Annotated in this window: 16 protein-coding genes; 10 read left to right on the top strand and 6 right to left on the bottom strand. The window is 56.9% G+C overall.

What is annotated here, in order from left to right; genetic code table 11:
* Nucleotides 1-83 precede the first annotated feature (83 nt).
* Complete coding sequence (gene dld, locus HX884_RS01265) at nt 84-1,832, bottom strand: D-lactate dehydrogenase (protein WP_178327519.1); 1,749 nt, start codon at nt 1,830-1,832, stop codon at nt 84-86.
* A gap of 189 nt (nt 1,833-2,021) precedes the next feature.
* On the opposite strand from dld, the gene bglX reads away from it, so the two are divergent.
* The 5 genes from bglX (at nt 2,022) to HX884_RS01240 (ending at nt 8,217) form a co-directional block, all read left to right on the top strand.
* Nucleotides 2,022-4,319: a beta-glucosidase BglX gene (gene bglX, locus HX884_RS01260; protein ID WP_178327518.1), complete on the top strand. Its 2,298-nt coding sequence runs from the start codon at nt 2,022-2,024 to the stop codon at nt 4,317-4,319.
* A 146-nt stretch (nt 4,320-4,465) separates the two neighbouring features.
* Nucleotides 4,466-5,383 (top strand): ABC transporter substrate-binding protein, encoded by a 918-nt coding sequence (locus HX884_RS01255; protein ID WP_013097936.1) that lies wholly within the window; start codon nt 4,466-4,468, stop codon nt 5,381-5,383.
* A gap of 12 nt (nt 5,384-5,395) precedes the next feature.
* Complete coding sequence (locus tag HX884_RS01250) at nt 5,396-6,553, top strand: ABC transporter permease (RefSeq protein ID WP_020690143.1); 1,158 nt, start codon at nt 5,396-5,398, stop codon at nt 6,551-6,553.
* Nucleotides 6,546-7,496: an ABC transporter ATP-binding protein gene (locus tag HX884_RS01245; protein WP_178327517.1), complete on the top strand. Its 951-nt coding sequence runs from the start codon at nt 6,546-6,548 to the stop codon at nt 7,494-7,496. The genes HX884_RS01250 and HX884_RS01245 overlap by 8 nt, the downstream gene beginning before the upstream one ends.
* Nucleotides 7,480-8,217, top strand: coding sequence for an ABC transporter permease (locus HX884_RS01240; RefSeq protein WP_013097933.1), 738 nt, complete (start codon nt 7,480-7,482; stop codon nt 8,215-8,217). Before HX884_RS01245 ends, HX884_RS01240 begins: the two co-directional genes overlap by 17 nt.
* On the opposite strand, the gene HX884_RS01235 is transcribed toward HX884_RS01240, so the two are convergent.
* Both HX884_RS01235 and mlrA read right to left on the bottom strand, forming a co-directional pair.
* Nucleotides 8,192-8,305 (bottom strand): protein YohO, encoded by a 114-nt coding sequence (locus HX884_RS01235; RefSeq protein ID WP_010433613.1) that lies wholly within the window; start codon nt 8,303-8,305, stop codon nt 8,192-8,194. The two genes, HX884_RS01240 and HX884_RS01235, sit on opposite strands and share 26 nt — an antisense overlap.
* A gap of 69 nt (nt 8,306-8,374) precedes the next feature.
* Nucleotides 8,375-9,115, bottom strand: a complete 741-nt coding sequence (mlrA, locus tag HX884_RS01230; RefSeq protein WP_095428161.1) for an HTH-type transcriptional regulator MlrA — start codon at nt 9,113-9,115, stop codon at nt 8,375-8,377.
* Between the two features lie 218 nt (nt 9,116-9,333).
* Between mlrA and HX884_RS01225 the strand changes: the two genes are divergently transcribed.
* The 3 genes from HX884_RS01225 to HX884_RS01215 are packed head-to-tail and all read left to right on the top strand — an operon-like array spanning nt 9,334 to nt 12,250.
* Entirely contained in the window at nt 9,334-11,019 is a 1,686-nt protein-coding gene (locus HX884_RS01225; protein WP_013097931.1) for a sensor histidine kinase, read from the top strand.
* Nucleotides 11,013-11,732 (top strand): two-component system response regulator BtsR, encoded by a 720-nt coding sequence (gene btsR / locus HX884_RS01220; protein WP_057071273.1) that lies wholly within the window; start codon nt 11,013-11,015, stop codon nt 11,730-11,732. Before HX884_RS01225 ends, btsR begins: the two co-directional genes overlap by 7 nt.
* Nucleotides 11,733-11,779: 47 nt before the next feature.
* Entirely contained in the window at nt 11,780-12,250 is a 471-nt protein-coding gene (locus HX884_RS01215; RefSeq protein WP_057071272.1) for a DUF1456 family protein, read from the top strand.
* A 94-nt stretch (nt 12,251-12,344) separates the two neighbouring features.
* On the opposite strand, the gene metG is transcribed toward HX884_RS01215, so the two are convergent.
* Nucleotides 12,345-14,378, bottom strand: coding sequence for a methionine--tRNA ligase (gene metG, locus HX884_RS01210; protein WP_178327516.1), 2,034 nt, complete (start codon nt 14,376-14,378; stop codon nt 12,345-12,347).
* A 137-nt stretch (nt 14,379-14,515) separates the two neighbouring features.
* On the opposite strand from metG, the gene apbC reads away from it, so the two are divergent.
* The gene (gene apbC, locus HX884_RS01205; protein ID WP_013097927.1) at nt 14,516-15,625 is read left to right on the top strand and encodes an iron-sulfur cluster carrier protein ApbC; all 1,110 of its coding nucleotides are present in this window, start codon (nt 14,516-14,518) and stop codon (nt 15,623-15,625) included.
* Between the two features lie 95 nt (nt 15,626-15,720).
* Here the strand turns inward: apbC and HX884_RS01200 are convergent, their stop codons facing one another.
* The gene (locus tag HX884_RS01200) at nt 15,721-16,206 is read right to left on the bottom strand and encodes a GNAT family N-acetyltransferase (RefSeq protein ID WP_028028119.1); all 486 of its coding nucleotides are present in this window, start codon (nt 16,204-16,206) and stop codon (nt 15,721-15,723) included.
* Nucleotides 16,151-16,483 (bottom strand): RcnB family protein, encoded by a 333-nt coding sequence (locus tag HX884_RS01195; RefSeq protein WP_013097925.1) that lies wholly within the window; start codon nt 16,481-16,483, stop codon nt 16,151-16,153. The genes HX884_RS01200 and HX884_RS01195 overlap by 56 nt, the downstream gene beginning before the upstream one ends.
* Before the next feature lie 212 nt (nt 16,484-16,695).
* On the opposite strand from HX884_RS01195, the gene HX884_RS01190 reads away from it, so the two are divergent.
* A partial coding sequence (locus HX884_RS01190) for an IS5/IS1182 family transposase (RefSeq protein WP_001549863.1) occupies nt 16,696-17,014 on the top strand: 319 nt, incomplete at its 3' end.

Genomic DNA, 17,014 nt, shown 5'->3' with positions numbered 1-17,014 from the left:
CGGAGAAACGTTTCTCCGGCGAGTGCAGGTACTCTAGTACGATTGAGCTGTGCTTAACAATCTCTTAAATATGGCTGTATGAATTAATCAGATGCTTGCGTAATGGCCTGCTCTGCGTTACCGCTCTCTTTCCAGTATTTATTCCGCGTTGTTTTACCAATGCCGGGATTCATACTGTTTGTAGGGTCATTCTCGCGATAAAACTGCTTAAGTGTCTCAGGGGCTTTGTAAAGATGCCCAACGTTGTGTTCCGCAGGATATTGTGCGCCACGTTCGCGCAGAAGGGCGAGCATCTCCTCTTTCAACGCGTGCGCGTCGACCCCTTTTTTAACGATGTAATCCTGGTGGAAGACGTAGCACATAAAGTGGCCGTAGTAGAGCTTATGCACCAGCTTGCTGTCGATTTCCGGCGGCAGGTGTTCAAACCACTCGGTATCGTTGCGTCGCAGGGCAATATCCAGCGCCAGAATATCCTCTACTTCTTCTGAGTGTACGGCCTGGTAACGGATGGCGGCCCCCGCAGCAGCAAAACGGTGCAGGAACGCTTTGCTCCCCTCGTCAGGTGTACAGGCGAAGAAATCTCCCTCGGCGGTTTTAAAGAATTCGCTCAGCCAGTTTTGTGCTTCGGCGATCCCGTCCCCGGCCATTTTCAGCAGCAGGTGATGTTCATACTTGTCGCGCCAGGTTTTCATTCGCTCCGGCAGGTGGGCCGGGAAAACGTTACCCAGCTTCTGCATAAAGCGGTCGGTGAAGTGGGGTTTAAACAGCGGCACTTTCTCCAGCATCGCATCGGTGCGGCCCTTCATGGTGAAGAAGAACGGCATCTTGTCGGTGCCGAGCTTGTCGATCATCAGGAACGTATCTTTGCCGTAGCGTTCGGCGATGTCGTAAATATCCCGGTGCATATACTCGCCCGCCACCGGCAGATGCGTGAATTCGCCCAGAATATGACGACGGATTTCGGTCAGCACGTCAGGCTGATTGGTGCCGATGTAAAACACCTGCTGTTTTTTCTCGGCCGGGAAGGTGTCGAGCCGGACCGCGAAAACGGCCAGTTTGCCCGCGCAGCCGGAGGATTCGAACAGGCGATCCGGGTCGGCGTTGTAACGCGCTGGCGTATCCGCGTTGATATCCCGTACGCGGGTGATGTAATCGTGATCGTGGGCATGACGGCCATCGTGCTGTACGTCTTCATCTTTCACGCGATCGTCGTCGAGCTTACTCAGGATCTGCTCCGGCGTGACGCCCAGATCGATTCCCAGATGGTTCACCAGCGTCAGCTTGCCGTTTTCATCAATACGGGCATAGAGCGACATTTCGGTATAAGCCGGGCCGCGCTGCACCAGCGAACCGCCGGAATTATTACAGATCCCGCCAATGACGGAGGCGCCGATGCAGGATGAACCAATCACCGAATGCGGTTCTCGCCCAAGCGGCTTAAGCGCTTTTTCCAGCGAGTAGAGGGTGGTGCCAGGGAAGGCCAGTACCTGCTCGCCTTTATCGAGCAGGTGAAGTTTGTCGAGGCGCAGGGTGCTGATAATCACGATGTCGCGATCGTAATCGTTGCCGTTCGGCGTCGAACCTTCGGTCAAGCCGGTGTTAGCCGCCTGCATTAAAATGATCTTGTCCGCGGCGACGCAGGCGCTCAGGACGCGCCACAGCTCCAGCAGCGTGCCGGGAAAAACCACCGCCAGCGCATCGCCCTGTCCGGAACGAAAGCCCTTACGGTAGCGGGCGGTTTTAGCCGGGTCGGTGAGCAGGTGAGAGTGACCAACCAGGCGCGACAGTTCGTTAATAAAAGTCGTGTTATCGGCAGTTCGAACAGAAGACATCTTCCACTCCTTGTGGTGGGGCAAATTTCTCGCTGTAAAGCATAGCGCGATTAGCTGTTTAGAGGGCGCGTATTTGCGAGAAAAATCAGAGAATAACCCTGCAACGTTCTGAGGGTTTGTGGCACACTGCGCTTTTCGCACGCCCTGGCCGAGATCTTCCGGCGGAAATTGATGAGAGAGTAAAACGACATGAAATGGCTATGTTCTGTAGGTGTCGCCGTCAGCCTGGCACTGCAACCTGCGCTGGCAGATGAACTGTTTGGCAATCACCCGCTTACGCCTGAAGCACGGGACGCGTTTGTCACGGAATTGCTCAAGAAAATGACGGTCGATGAGAAGATCGGCCAGCTGCGTCTTATCAGCGTCGGCCCGGATAACCCGAAAGAGGCGATCCGCGAAATGATTAAAGAGAGCCAGGTAGGGGCGATTTTTAACACCGTGACCCGTCAGGATATCCGCAAAATGCAGGATCAGGTGATGGAACTTAGCCGCCTGAAAATTCCGCTGTTCTTCGCCTATGACGTGGTACACGGACAGCGTACCGTTTTCCCTATCAGCCTCGGTCTGGCCTCCTCCTTTAACCTCGACGCGGTGAAAACCGTCGGGCGCGTCTCGGCATATGAAGCCGCAGACGACGGCCTGAACATGACCTGGGCCCCGATGGTTGACGTCTCCCGCGATCCGCGCTGGGGCCGCGCGTCAGAGGGCTTTGGTGAAGATACTTATTTGACCGCCACGATGGGGAAAACCATGGTGGAAGCGATGCAGGGTAAAAGCCCGGCGGATCGCTATTCGGTTATGACCAGCGTCAAGCACTTCGCCGCCTATGGTGCCGTGGAAGGCGGTAAAGAGTACAACACCGTCGACATGAGCCCGCAGCGCCTGTTTAACGATTACATGCCGCCGTACAAAGCGGGCCTGGATGCCGGTAGCGGCGCGGTGATGGTCGCCCTGAACTCGCTCAACGGCACGCCTGCCACCTCTGACTCCTGGCTGCTGAAAGACGTGCTGCGCGACCAGTGGGGCTTCAAGGGCATCACCGTCTCTGACCATGGCGCCATTAAAGAGCTCATCAAACACGGTACGGCCTCCGACCCGGAAGATGCGGTGCGCGTGGCGCTCAAATCCGGCATCAACATGAGCATGAGCGACGAATATTACAGCAAATACCTGCCGGGGCTGGTGAAGAGCGGCAAGGTGACGATGGCGGAGCTGGACGATGCCACGCGTCACGTGCTGAACGTGAAATATGACATGGGGCTGTTTAACGATCCATACAGCCACCTGGGGCCGAAAGAGTCAGACCCGGCGGACACCAATGCCGAAAGCCGTCTGCACCGTAAAGAGGCCCGAGAAGTGGCCCGTGAAAGCCTGGTGCTGCTGAAAAACCGCCTCGACACGCTGCCGCTGAAAAAATCCGGCACCATTGCGGTGGTCGGCCCGCTGGCCGACAGCAAGCGCGACGTGATGGGGAGCTGGTCTGCTGCGGGCGTGGCCGATCAGTCCGTGACCGTGCTCACCGGTATTAAAAATGCGGTCGGTGAAAACGCTAAGGTGGTGTACGCCAAAGGGGCGAACGTCACTGATGATAAAGATATCGTGACCTTCCTCAATCAGTATGAAGAGGCGGTGAAGGTGGATCCGCGCTCGCCGAAAGAGATGATTGACGAAGCGGTAAACGCCGCGAAACAGTCTGACGTGGTGGTTGCCGTGGTGGGTGAAGCACAGGGGATGGCACACGAAGCCTCCAGCCGAACGGATATCACAATCCCGCAAAGCCAGCGCGATCTGATCGCCGCCCTGAAAGCCACCGGCAAGCCGCTGGTGCTGGTGCTGATGAACGGTCGTCCACTGGCGCTGGTGAAAGAAGATCAGCAGGCTGATGCTATTCTGGAAACCTGGTTCGCCGGTACGGAAGGGGGTAACGCCATCGCCGACGTGCTGTTTGGTGATTACAACCCGTCGGGCAAACTGCCGATGTCCTTCCCGCGCTCTGTCGGGCAGATCCCGGTGTACTACAGCCACCTGAATACCGGCCGTCCGTATAACGCCGATAAGCCAAACAAGTACACCTCCCGTTACTTCGATGAAGCGAACGGTCCGCTGTATCCGTTTGGTTACGGTTTGAGCTACACCACCTTTAAGGTCTCTGACGTGAAAATGTCGGCCCCGAGCCTGAAGCGTGACGGTAAGGTGACTGCCAGCGTTGATGTGACGAACACCGGTAAACGTGAAGGTGCGACGGTGATCCAGATGTATGTTCAGGATGTGACCGCCTCCATGAGCCGTCCGGTGAAACAGCTGCGCGGCTTTGAGAAGGTCGACCTGAAACCTGGTGAAACCAAAACCATCAGCTTCCCGATTGACGTGGATGCCCTGAAGTTCTGGAACCAGCAGATGAAATACGATGCGGAACCGGGCAAGTTCAATGTCTACATTGGGGTGGATTCCGCCCGCGTGAATAAAGGCGAGTTCGAGCTGCTGTAACCTTTCCCTCCTTTGCATCCCCCGTTCACCGGGGGATGCGTCTTACCTTATGCTAAAAAGGCATTTTGCCGGGTAAATCTGCCGTTTTAAGCTACGCTTTTCTCTCAAGCCTCTGAAAAAGGCAGCAAAAAAATGAGGATAGTGGAATGACGATTAAAACGGGGATGGTAGTTTCTGCGGCGTTATTCGCGGCGCTAAGCCTGCCGCTACAGGCGGCAGAACCGGTAAAAGTGGGCTCAAAGATCGACACTGAAGGCGCGCTGCTCGGGAATATTATTTTGCAGGTGCTGGAAAGCCACGGCGTGAAAACCGTGAATAAAGTTCAGCTGGGTACCACGCCCGTGGTACGCGGGGCCATCACCTCCGGCGAGCTGGATATTTATCCGGAATACACCGGCAACGGGGCATTTTTCTTCAAAGATGAAAACGATCCGGCATGGAAAAACGCCAAAGCCGGGTATGAAAAAGTCAAAAAACTCGATGCAGAACAGAACAAGCTGGTCTGGCTGACCCCGGCTCCGGCCAACAACACCTGGACCATCGCGGTGCGTAAAGACGTGGCGGAGAAAGGCAAACTGACGTCACTTGCGGATCTCAGCCGCTATCTGAAAGAGAAGGGCGACTTCAAGCTTGCGGCCTCGGCGGAGTTTATCGAGCGTCCGGACGCGCTGCCTGCTTTCGAAAAAGCCTACGACTTCAAGCTTGACCAGGCACAGCTGCTCTCGCTCGCGGGCGGTGACACCGCGGTGACCATCAAGGCGGCGGCGCAGCAGACCTCTGGCGTCAATGCGGCGATGGCCTACGGTACGGACGGCCCGGTCGCGGCGCTTGGTCTGCAAACCTTAACCGATCCAAAAGGCGTTCAGCCTATTTATGCCCCCACGCCGGTGGTGCGTGAGGCGGTGCTGAAAGCCTACCCGGATATCGCCGACTGGCTCAAACCGGTCTTTGAAAAACTGGATGCAAAAACGCTGCAACAGCTCAATGCGAGCATTGCCGTAGAGGGACTGGATGCCAAAAAAGTGGCCGCCGATTTCCTGAAACAACAAGGGCTTGTGAAGTAACAGGACAGGGCTGTGCCAATAAAATGTCATAACCGCGTACTGCTGCTGTTGGCCTGTGTGGCCATTGCGGCGGTCGCGCTACCGTTTGTCAATGTGGCGCCAAACCGCCTGATGTCGGGGGAAGGGCGCGCGCTCTGGCAGGTCTGGCCGTTTACGCCGCTGCTGCTGGTTGTGGCGCTGGGTGCACTGGTTGTGCTCTCGCTCAGCCGTGGGCGGGTTGCACAGTGGCTGACGCTACTCCTCAGTGAAGGCCTCTTCATCACCTTGTTCTGGAGTGCCGGGCTTGCCGCCACGCACATGACCTCGGCGGAAAGTCCACTGGCGCGAACCACCGTGGGCAGTGGCCTGTGGCTGTGGCTGGCGCTGTGTCTGCTGGCCTGCAGCGATGCGATCCGCCGCCTGATCCCGTCATCTGCCTGGCGCTGGGTGCTCAATGCCCAGATCTGGTGTATTCCGTTGCTGCTGCTGTTCAGCGGTGAGCTGAATAATCTCTCGCTGTTAAAAGAGTACGCCAACCGTCAGGAGGTGTTTGATGATGCGCTGGCGCAACACCTGACGATCCTCTTCGGCACGCTGTTCCCGGCGTTACTGCTGGGGGTACCGCTGGGCATGTGGTGTTATCGTCATCCCTCCCGCCAGGGCGGGGTTTTTGCCGTGCTCAACGTGATCCAGACCATCCCTTCCGTGGCCCTGTTTGGCCTGCTGATTGCGCCGCTGGCGGGGCTGGTGAAGTCATTTCCGGCGTTAGCCTCGGTCGGTATCGCCGGAACCGGATTAACCCCCGCGCTTATTGCCCTGGTGCTGTACGCGCTGCTGCCGCTGGTCCGCGGCGTGGTGGCGGGCTTAAGCCAGGTCGCGCCGGATGTACTGGAGAGCGCCCACGCGATGGGGATGAGCCGGCGACAGTGCTTCTGGCAGATCCAGCTGCCGCTCGCCTTGCCCCTGCTGCTGCGCAGCCTGCGGGTGGTGGCGGTCCAGACCGTCGGGATGGCGGTTATCGCCGCGCTGATTGGCGCAGGCGGTTTTGGCGCGCTGGTGTTCCAGGGGCTGCTGAGCAGCGCGCTGGATCTGGTGTTACTGGGCGTGGTGCCCACGATTGCACTGGCGGTCGTCATCGATGCGCTGTTTGCCTTATGGCTCGCGTTGCTCGGGAGAAGAGCCAATGATTGAATTTCACGATGTCAGTAAAACATTTGCCGGTCGTCCGGCAGCAAGTCACCTGAACCTGAATTTTGCCGAGGGGGCGTTTTCGGTACTGATTGGCACCTCGGGGTCGGGGAAATCCACCACGCTGAAGATGATCAACCGCCTGGTGGAGCACGACAGCGGTGTAATACGTTTTGCCGGGGAAGAGATCCGCAGTCTGCCGGTGCTGGAGCTGCGTCGTCGCATGGGCTACGCCATCCAGTCCATCGGCCTGTTTCCCCACTGGACGGTCGCGCAGAACATTGCCACCGTGCTGCAGCTGGAAAAATGGTCGCGGGCAAAGAGTGACGAGAGGGTGGACGAGCTTATGTCGCTGCTGGGGTTAGAGCCTGGGCTGCGTGGCCGCTATCCGCATCAGCTTTCAGGTGGACAACAGCAGCGTGTGGGAGTGGCGCGCGCGCTGGCGGCGAACCCGCAGGTATTGCTGATGGTTGAGCCTTTTGGCGCGCTCGATCCCGTTACGCGCGGGGCACTGCAGACCGAGATGACCCGCATTCACCGCATCCTTGGCCGGACGATCGTCCTCGTGACCCACGATATTGATGAGGCGCTGCGGCTTGCCGATCATCTGGTGTTGATGGACCACGGGGAAGTGATCCAGCAAGGTACGCCGCTTGAACTGCTGACCCATCCGCAGAACGATTTTGTGCGCGAGTTTTTTGGGCGCAGCGAACTGGGCGTCAGACTGCTCTCCCTGCGAACCGTCAGCGATTATATGCGTCGGCAGGATGTGGCGATGGGCGGTGAACCGTTACAGGAACAGATGAGCCTGCGGGACGCGCTCTCCGCGTTTGTGGCGCGCCAGTGCGAGGTACTGCCGGTTACGGATGCCGCTGGGGCACCGTGCGGCACCCTGCATTTTCGCGATCTGCTGGCCGGGGAGGTGACGCGTGAAGGTCATGCGTGATCCGCTCCTCTGGCTGACGGGGCTTTTTGTTGCACTGCTGTTTCTGATGCCACACAGTGGGGCGCTGTTCAGCTCGCTTTTTCCCGGCCTGCCGCGCCCCGTCTATCAGCAGGAGAGTTTTATCAATCTTGCCCTGGCGCACCTGTGGCTGGTGGCGCTCTCCAGCGCGATTGCCGTGGTGCTGGGCGTGGGGGCGGGGATTGTGGTCACCCGGCCCTGGGGAAGAGAGTTTCGCCCGCTGGTAGAGACGATTGCGGCTATCGGACAGACATTTCCGCCGGTGGCGGTACTGGCGATTGCGGTGCCGGTGATCGGGTTTGGTCAGCAACCGGCTATCATTGCGCTGATCCTTTACGGCGTGTTGCCTGTTCTTCAGGGGACGCTGGCGGGCATTGCGTCGGTACCGGCATCGGTACTGAGCGTGGCCGAAGGGATGGGCATGAGCAGCGGTCAGCGGCTGTGCAAGGTTGAGCTGCCGCTTGCGGCACCGGTGATTATCGCGGGGATCCGTACGTCGGTGATTATTAACATCGGCACGGCGACCATCGCGTCTACGGTGGGGGCCAATACGCTGGGAACGCCGATCATTATCGGCTTAAGCGGGTTCAATACGGCCTATATCGTTCAGGGTGCGGTACTGGTGGCGCTGGCGGCCATTGTTATCGATCGCCTGTTTGAACGACTGGCCCGGCTTCTCAGCCGACACCGCCACGAACAATAAATGAGTACCCGGCCAGCATCACGCCGCCGATGCCGCTCACGGCCATCAGTACAAAAAGGGTAATTACGGCCAGTTTGGTTGCCTTCATCATCTGCTCCTGTTGTTAACGGAACAATTATACGGTGAAGCGCAGCTGTTAATGAACCATTAAATGCCGTTACGTTTCATCGGGGCCTAGGGCGTAAACCGGATAGCCGTGCTCCCGCCATTCCGTCAGCCGCTGTTGCTGCGAGGCGGTGGGCACTTCCCCGCACCAGACCAGCAGAGTCTGGCCGTCGAAGAATTCGGGCCGTAGCTGAGCCAGCGAATGCGCCAGCACCTCCACGCGCCAGCCCTGCTGGGTGGCGATCCAGGCTTCGAGCCACAGCCGCGTGGTATCGTGCACGTTCCAGCCAACAACCAGCGCGTCTTTTCCGCCCTTGTTTCGCGCCGAGGCCAGACAGACGGCGATATAATTGATCAGCACCCCGTCGAGCATACTCAGCAGCGCCTGCAGGGTAGAGTGCTGGCATTGCAGCCGTCGACGAAGCGGGATGAAAAGATGGTTGATTAAGGTTTGCGCCGGATAATCGCGGCCTTGCTCTTTGATCCACGCGCGCAGACGTTGAACGTTGCCCGCCTGCAGAAGCCGGAGCAGGGTTTCCTGCTGTTCGCGCCAGCGGTGTTGGGTACCGGGATCGTCATGGCAGAGCAGCGACTTTACCTTGCTCACCTGCACACCGTTATCTATCCAGCTTTTGATCTCGCGGATCCGATCGATGTCGGCATCATTGAAAAGGCGGTGACCGCCGTCCGTGCGCTGCGGTTTGAGTAAACCATACCGTCGCTGCCAAGCCCGTAGCGTGACGGGATTGATATCACAAAGGAGTGCCACTTCACCGATCGTGTAAAGCGCCATATTCGCCCCCTGGCTAACGCGTCCCCAGCTTAACTGTAGACCCAGTTTGTCGAACCAGGAAGGATTGCCTTTTTTTTGTACAAATAATGCGAAGCAGCCGTTATGTTCGGCAAAAGATGTGATGACGGACACGATTTATCGCTTTTTTGGACTGCTTCAAAGAAACTTCGGCGCCTTCAGTGTATGTTACGCGTTTTCAGAAGGTGCGGTTCCTGAGTATGTACGAGTTTAATCTGGTGCTGCTGTTGCTTCAGCAGATGTGCGTGTTTCTTGTCATCGCCTGGTTGATGAGTAAGACGCGTCTGTTTATCCCGCTGATGCAAGTCACCGTCCGCCTGCCGCACAAGCTCCTCTGTTATGTGACTTTCTCCATTTTCTGCATCATGGGGACCTATTTTGGCCTCCATATTGAAGACTCCATTGCCAATACGCGCGCCATCGGCGCGGTGATGGGCGGGCTGCTCGGCGGCCCCGTTGTGGGTGGCCTTGTCGGTTTAACCGGTGGGCTGCACCGCTATTCCATGGGCGGGATGACGGCGCTGAGCTGCATGATCTCGACCATCGTGGAAGGGCTGCTTGGTGGCCTGGTGCACAGCTACATGATCAAACGTGGCCGCCCGGATAAAGTCTTCAGCCCGCTTACCGCCGGCGCGATCACCTTTGTGGCCGAAATGGCGCAAATGGCGATCATTCTGCTTATCGCCCGACCTTTTGAGGACGCACTGCATCTGGTGAACAGTATTGCCGCCCCGATGATGGTCACCAACACCGTGGGCGCGGCGCTGTTTATGCGCATTCTGCTCGACAAGCGCGCCATGTTTGAGAAATACACCTCGGCGTTCTCTGCCACGGCACTGAAAGTCGCCGCTTCAACCGAGGGGATCCTGCGTCAGGGCTTTAACGAAGAAAACAGCATGAAGGTGGCGCAGGTGCTCTATCAGGAGCTGGATATCGGTGCCGTTGCGATTACCGATCGTGAAAAGCTGCTGGCCTTTACCGGTACCGGCGACGATCACCACCTTCCCGGCAGACCGATTTCGTCCGCGTATACGCTTCGTGCGATAGAGACCGGTGAGGTAGTCTATGCCGACGGTAACGAAGTGCCTTACCGCTGTTCGCTGCATCCGCAGTGTAAGCTCGGCTCTACGCTGGTCATTCCGCTGCGGGGGGAAAACCAGCGGGTGATGGGAACCATTAAGCTCTACGAAGCGAAGAACCGCTTGTTCAGCTCGATCAACCGGACGTTGGGGGAGGGGATTGCGCAGCTGCTTTCCGCGCAGATCCTGGCGGGGCAATATGAGCGGCAAAAAGCCCTGTTAACGCAGTCGGAGATTAAGCTCCTGCACGCTCAGGTGAACCCGCATTTCCTGTTTAATGCCCTCAACACCCTGAAAGCGGTGATCCGCCGCGACAGCGATCAGGCCGCGCAGCTGGTGCAGTTTCTGTCGACGTTTTTCCGCAAGAACCTGAAACGGCCGTCTGAGATTGTGACCCTGGCCGATGAGATTGAACATGTTAACGCCTACCTGCAGATTGAGCAGGCGCGCTTCCAGTCTCGTCTGCAGGTGTCGTTATCCGTACCGGATGAGCTGGCGTATCAGCATCTCCCGGCCTTTACGCTGCAGCCTATTGTGGAAAATGCCATTAAACACGGGACATCGCAGCTTCTGGGCACCGGGGAGATCACTATTTCTGCCAGCCGTTTTAATCATCATCTGGTGCTGAATATTGAAGACAATGCCGGGCTTTACGTCCCGTCCGCTTCCGGCGGGCTGGGGATGAGCCTGGTGGATAAACGCCTGCGCGCTCACTTTGGGGATGGATGTGGCATTACCGTGGCCTGTGAGCCGGACCGATTTACCCGTATTACGTTACGATTGCCGCTGGAGGAGACCGCATGTTAAGAGTGCTGATAGTCGATGATGAACCGTTGGCACGGGAAAACCTGCGCGTGCTGTTGCAGGAGCAGAGTGACATTGAGATTGTGGGAGAGTGCGCCAATGCCATTGAAGCCATTGGTGCTGTGCATAAACTGCGTCCGGATGTGCTGTTCCTCGACATCCAGATGCCTCGTATCAGCGGGCTGGAGATGGTCGGCATGCTTGATCCTGAGCATCGCCCGTATATCGTGTTTCTGACGGCGTTTGACGAATATGCCGTGAAGGCCTTTGAGGAACACGCGTTCGATTACCTGCTGAAGCCTATTGAAGAGAAGCGGCTCGAAAAGACCCTGACGCGTTTACGCCAGGAGCGTACGGTACAGGACGTCACGCTGCTGCCGGAAAACCAGCAGCCGCTGAAGTTTATCCCGTGTACCGGGCATAGCCGGATTTACCTGCTGCAAATGGATGATGTGGCATTTGTCAGCAGTCGCCTGAGCGGGGTGTTTGTCACCAGCGCCGAGGGCAGTGAAGGCTTCACCGAGCTGACGCTGCGCACGCTGGAGAGCCGCACGCCGCTTGTCCGTTGCCATCGGCAGTATCTGGTTAACATGGCGCACCTGAAAGAGATCCGTCTGGAAGATAACGGTCAGGCAGAGCTGGTACTGCGGGCCGGTCAAACGGTACCCGTCAGTCGTCGCTACCTGAAAAGTTTGAAAGAGGCGATTGGGCTGTAAAACTGGTACACTGCGCGCCATTGCATCATCGACAGTTAAAGGCACTCATGCTTAGTAATGATATTCTTCGTAGCCTGCGCTACACCCTGAAAGCAAACAACAACGATATGGTGCGCATTCTTGCGCTGTCTGCCATGGAATCCACCTCTGCTGGTTTTGACATCTGGATGACCAAAGAGGACGAAGAGGGGTTTGTTCGCTGCCCTGACATTATCCTGTCAGGCTTCCTGAACGGTCTGATCTACGATAAGCGTGGCAAAGATGATTCTGCACCTGAACTGGCGCTGGAGCGTCGGGTGGACAACAACACGGTGCTGAAAAAGCTGCGTATCGCGTTCTCGCTGAAAACGGATGATATTGTGGCGATCATGACAGAGCAAAAATACCGCGTATCCGTGCCAGAAGTGACCGCCATGATGCGTGCGCCGGGCCACAAAAATTACCGCGAGTGCGGCGACCAGTTTCTGCGTAACTTCCTGCGCGGGCTGACCCACCGGGTGCATAATACGAAGGCGTGATTGCGGAATGGGTGCGGCCTGATGCCCTCATCCCGGCCCTCTCCCTGTGCGAGAGGGAGAACAAAAAAGCCGGAGTTAATCTCCGGCTTTTTTGTTATTTCACCTGCTGACCCGGCTTCGCGCCTTCGTCAGGGCTTAACAGGAAGATATCTTTCCCGCCAGGGCCTGCGGCCATCACCATCCCCTCAGAGATGCCGAAGCGCATTTTACGCGGTGCCAGGTTCGCGACCATGACTGTCTGACGGCCAATCAGTACCTGCGGATCAGGATAGGCAGAACGGATGCCGGAGAAGACGTTACGCTTCTCACCGCCCAGATCCAGCGTCAGGCGCAGCAGCTTGTCAGAGCCTTCCACGAATTCCGCGTTTTCAATCAGCGCCACGCGCAGGTCAACTTTAGCGAAATCGTCAAAGGTGATGGTCTCCTGAATCGGATCGTCAGCCAGCGGGCCGGTCACCGGTGCGGCAGCTGCTTTCACCTCTTCTTTCGAGGCTTCCACCAGGGCTTCAACCTGTTTCATTTCGATGCGATTGTAGAGCGCCTTGAAGGTATTCACCTTGTGGCCAAGCAGCGGTTGCTGGATTGCATCCCAGCTCAGTTCGGTGTTCAGGAACGCTTCTGCACGCGCTGCCAGCTGCGGCAGTACAGGCTTCAGCCAGGTCATAAGCACGCGGAACATGTTCAGACCCATGGAGCAGATCGCCTGCAGGTCAGCGTCGCGGCCTTCCTGTTTCGCGACAACCCACGGGGCCTGCTCGTCCACATAGCGGTTGGCAACATCGGCCAGCGCCATGATTTCACGAATTGCTTTACCGAATTCACGGCTTTCCCAGGCTTCGCCAACCGCAGCGGCGGCATCGGTGAAGGTTTTATACAGCTCAGGATCGGCCAGTTCGGCAGAAAGCACGCCGTCAAAACGCTTGGCGATAAAGCCCGCGTTTCGGGAGGCCAGGTTCACCACCTTGTTCACGATGTCCGCGTTCACGCGCTGCACGAAATCTTCCAGGTTCAGGTCGATATCGTCGATGCGGGAAGAGAGCTTCGCCGCGTAATAATAACGCAGGCTGTCCGCATCAAAGTGGTTCAGCCAGGTGCTGGCTTTGATGAACGTCCCACGCGATTTGGACATCTTCGCGCCGTTCACCGTCACGTAGCCGTGAACAAACAGGTTGGTTGGCTTGCGGAAGTTGCTGCCTTCCAGCATTGCCGGCCAGAACAGGCTGTGGAAGTAAACGATGTCTTTGCCGATGAAGTGATACAGCTCGGCGGTGGAATCTTTCTTCCAGTATTCGTCGAAGCTGACGGTGTCGCCACGCTTGTCGCACAGGTTCTTGAAGGAGCCCATGTAGCCGATTGGTGCGTCCAGCCAGACGTAGAAATATTTGCCCGGTGCATTTGGAATTTCGAAACCAAAGTAGGGCGCATCGCGGGAGATATCCCACTGCTGCAGGCCGGATTCGAACCACTCCTGCATTTTGTTCGCTACCTGCTCCTGCAGCGCGCCGCTGCGGGTCCACGCCTGCAGCATTTCGCTAAAGGATGGCAGGTCGAAGAAGAAGTGCTCGGAGTCACGCATCACAGGCGTGGCGCCGGAGACCACCGATTTCGGGTCGATCAGCTCTGTCGGGCTATAGGTAGCGCCGCACACTTCGCAGTTATCGCCGTACTGATCCGGTGATTTACATTTCGGGCAGGTGCCTTTGACGAAACGGTCCGGCAGGAACATGCCTTTTTCCGGATCGTACAGCTGAGAAATAGTGCGGTTTTTAATAAAACCGTTCTCTTTCAGACGGGTGTAGATAAGCGTTGACAGCTCGCGGTTCTCCTCGCTGTGCGTGGAGTGGTAGTTGTCATAGCTGATGTCAAAGCCAGCAAAATCGGTCTGATGCTCCTGACTCATTTCGGCAATCATCTGCTCCGGGGAAACACCCAGCTGCTGGGCTTTCAGCATGATCGGCGTGCCGTGGGCATCGTCCGCGCAGATGAAGTTAACCTCGTGGCCGCGCATTCGCTGGTAACGGACCCAGACATCAGCCTGGATATGCTCCAGCATGTGGCCGAGGTGGATTGAGCCGTTGGCGTACGGCAGTGCGCACGTTACCAGAATTTTTTTCGCGACTTGAGTCATAGTAGGCATTACTTCTTTTAACTGTGAAAAGGGTTTTTGATATTACCAAAAGGGGCATTATTAAGTAAGCACAAACCACGGCCTTTCAGGTAAACTTGTTCATCTAAGGTCTTATTCACAAGAACAAAGGAGTCGGGATGAGTTCGCAATCCCAGGCCAAATCACCGGAAGCCTTACGAGCAATGGTCGCCGGGACGCTGGCTAACTTTCAGCATCCAACCCTGAAGCACAATCTCACTACGCTGAAAGCGTTGCACCATGTCGCATGGCTGGACGATACGCTGCACATTGAGCTGCAGATGCCGTTCGTCTGGACCAGCGCCTTCGACGCGCTGAAAGAGCAAACCAGCTCGGAGCTGCTGCGCATTACCGGTGCAAAAGCGATTGACTGGAAGCTGAGCCACAGTATCGCCACCCTCAAGCGGGTGAAAAACCAGCCCGGCGTTAACGGTGTGAAAAACATCATCGCCGTCAGCTCCGGCAAGGGCGGGGTGGGGAAATCGTCTACTGCCGTCAACCTGGCGCTCGCGCTGGCGGCCGAAGGGGCGAAGGTCGGTATTCTGGATGCGGATATCTACGGGCCGTCAATTCCCAACATGCTGGGCGCAGAAAACCAGCGTCCAACCTCGCCGGATGGAACCCACATGGCGCCAATCATGGCGCACGGTCTGGCAACGAATTCCATCGGTTATCTGGTGACTGATGACAATGCGATGGTCTGGCGTGGTCCAATGGCCAGCAAAGCGCTGATGCAGATGCTGCAGGAGACCTTGTGGCCGGATCTGGATTATCTGGTGCTGGATATGCCGCCGGGTACCGGTGATATCCAGCTGACGCTGGCGCAGAACATTCCCGTCACCGGGGCGGTTGTTGTCACCACGCCGCAGGATATCGCGCTGATCGACGCCAAAAAAGGCATCGTGATGTTTGAGAAAGTCGAGGTGCCTGTGCTCGGTATCGTCGAGAACATGAGCATGCACATCTGCAGCAACTGTGGTCATCACGAGCCTATCTTCGGCACCGGCGGTGCAGAAAAACTGGCGGCGCAGTATCACACCCAGCTGCTGGGACAGATGCCGCTGCACATCACGCTGCGTGAAGATCTGGATAGCGGGAAACCGACGGTCATCAACCGCCCGGACAGTGAGTTTGCGGAGTTGTACCGTCAGCTGGCGGGGCGCGTTGCGGCGCAGCTTTACTGGCAGGGTGAAGTCATTCCTGGCGAAATCGCCTTCCGCGCGGTGTAATTCTTCTGCGCTTGAGTGCCGGGTGGCGCTTCGCTTACCCGGCCTACAAATGGCACCATCATGTAGGTCGGGTAAGGCGAAGCCGCCACCCGACATTAACGCAATCGGTAATGCATCAGATAGTACTCTCCCTCCGGAGAATCCCCCGTTGCCTCGATGTGCCAGCCATGACGCTGATAAAACGCGATAGCCCGTTCGTTTCTCACCAGGCACTTTAACGCCCCCGTACTGGTAAACGTTTTTTGTACCTGTTCCAGCAGCAAACGGCCTACGCCCAGGCTCTGATACTGCGGATCAACGAACAGATTGTGCAGAAAGTTATCATTCGTCCAGACTGACGCAAAGCCCACACGATGGCCGTTCTGTACGGCAACCCAAATCACTTCGTCTCGGGTTGCCTCGTCAAAATCTTCGAGTTGCCATTCTGCACCGTTCAGCCACGGCCACGCCTCGCGGCGGGCATGCAGGTAAAGGGTGCGCAGGAAAGGACGATCGCTCTCCTGCCACGGCCGAATATGGACGGTATCAGCGATGATAGAAGATATCTCCGTTATAGGCTTTATAGATCTTACCGTCGGCATCGCCGATCAGGACATAGTTCTCGCCCATATAGGTCCAGTGCGTACCCGCATCCGGCGCCGGGAGGTTACGCAGTTGATACTGTTTGATGGTGTATTCAGGGGTTTGATACAGCGCCGGAGCCGTGTCGCCAATTTTGAACTTCGTGAAATCAGCAATGAACTCTTGTTCTTCATAAGCTTTGATGCCGCCAGATGCTGACGCCGTTTGCGGGGCTGCCGAAGCCGCGCTCGCAAGAGACATTACTACACCCAGAAGCAGCCATGTACGCTTAGCCATTTTTTCTCCAGTTATACCGTTACTGATACGCTCAGCCTGCTGTGTTGACGATATGGCAGACAGCCTATTTTAAGTATCCCAGCAGAGCCTGTTAGAAAAAAAATGTAACAAAAGTGGACGGTTTTGTGTAGATCAAACGGTTAAGGAAGGTGCGAACAAGTTCCTGATATGAGATCATCATATTCATCCGGAGCGCATCCCAGAGGGACATCATGAGCCATCAACTCACCTTCGCCGATAGTGAATTCAGCACTAAGCGCCGTCAGACCCGAAAAGAGATTTTCCTCTCCCGCATGGAGCAGATTCTGCCATGGCAGAATATGACCGCTGTCATCGAGCCGTTTTATCCCAAGGCGGGCAATGGCCGACGGCCCTATCCGCTGGAGACCATGCTGCGTATTCACTGCATGCAGCATTGGTACAACCTGAGCGACGGTGCCATGGAAGATGCCCTGTACGAAATCGCCTCCATGCGCCTGTTTGCCCGATTATCCCTGGATAGCGCCCTGCCGGATCGCACCACCATCATGA

The sequence above is a fragment of the Enterobacter sp. SECR19-1250 genome (assembly GCF_013391025.1).
In the GTDB taxonomy this organism is placed as follows: domain Bacteria; phylum Pseudomonadota; class Gammaproteobacteria; order Enterobacterales; family Enterobacteriaceae; genus Enterobacter; species Enterobacter cloacae.
The sequence above is the reverse complement of the archived record's forward strand: the minus strand, read 5'-3'. Positions and strand labels throughout refer to the sequence as shown.

Coding starts and splice junctions, on each gene's coding strand:
- dld (WP_178327519.1), bottom strand. CDS start 1,832: ATGTCTTCTGTTCGAACTGCCGATAACACGACTTTTATTAACGAACTG.
- bglX (WP_178327518.1), top strand. CDS start 2,022: ATGAAATGGCTATGTTCTGTAGGTGTCGCCGTCAGCCTGGCACTGCAA.
- HX884_RS01255 (WP_013097936.1), top strand. CDS start 4,466: ATGACGATTAAAACGGGGATGGTAGTTTCTGCGGCGTTATTCGCGGCG.
- HX884_RS01245 (WP_178327517.1), top strand. CDS start 6,546: ATGATTGAATTTCACGATGTCAGTAAAACATTTGCCGGTCGTCCGGCA.
- HX884_RS01235 (WP_010433613.1), bottom strand. CDS start 8,305: ATGAAGGCAACCAAACTGGCCGTAATTACCCTTTTTGTACTGATGGCC.
- mlrA (WP_095428161.1), bottom strand. CDS start 9,115: ATGGCGCTTTACACGATCGGTGAAGTGGCACTCCTTTGTGATATCAAT.
- HX884_RS01225 (WP_013097931.1), top strand. CDS start 9,334: ATGTACGAGTTTAATCTGGTGCTGCTGTTGCTTCAGCAGATGTGCGTG.
- btsR (WP_057071273.1), top strand. CDS start 11,013: ATGTTAAGAGTGCTGATAGTCGATGATGAACCGTTGGCACGGGAAAAC.
- HX884_RS01215 (WP_057071272.1), top strand. CDS start 11,780: ATGCTTAGTAATGATATTCTTCGTAGCCTGCGCTACACCCTGAAAGCA.
- metG (WP_178327516.1), bottom strand. CDS start 14,378: ATGACTCAAGTCGCGAAAAAAATTCTGGTAACGTGCGCACTGCCGTAC.
- apbC (WP_013097927.1), top strand. CDS start 14,516: ATGAGTTCGCAATCCCAGGCCAAATCACCGGAAGCCTTACGAGCAATG.
- HX884_RS01200 (WP_028028119.1), bottom strand. CDS start 16,206: ATGCCGACGGTAAGATCTATAAAGCCTATAACGGAGATATCTTCTATC.
- HX884_RS01195 (WP_013097925.1), bottom strand. CDS start 16,483: ATGGCTAAGCGTACATGGCTGCTTCTGGGTGTAGTAATGTCTCTTGCG.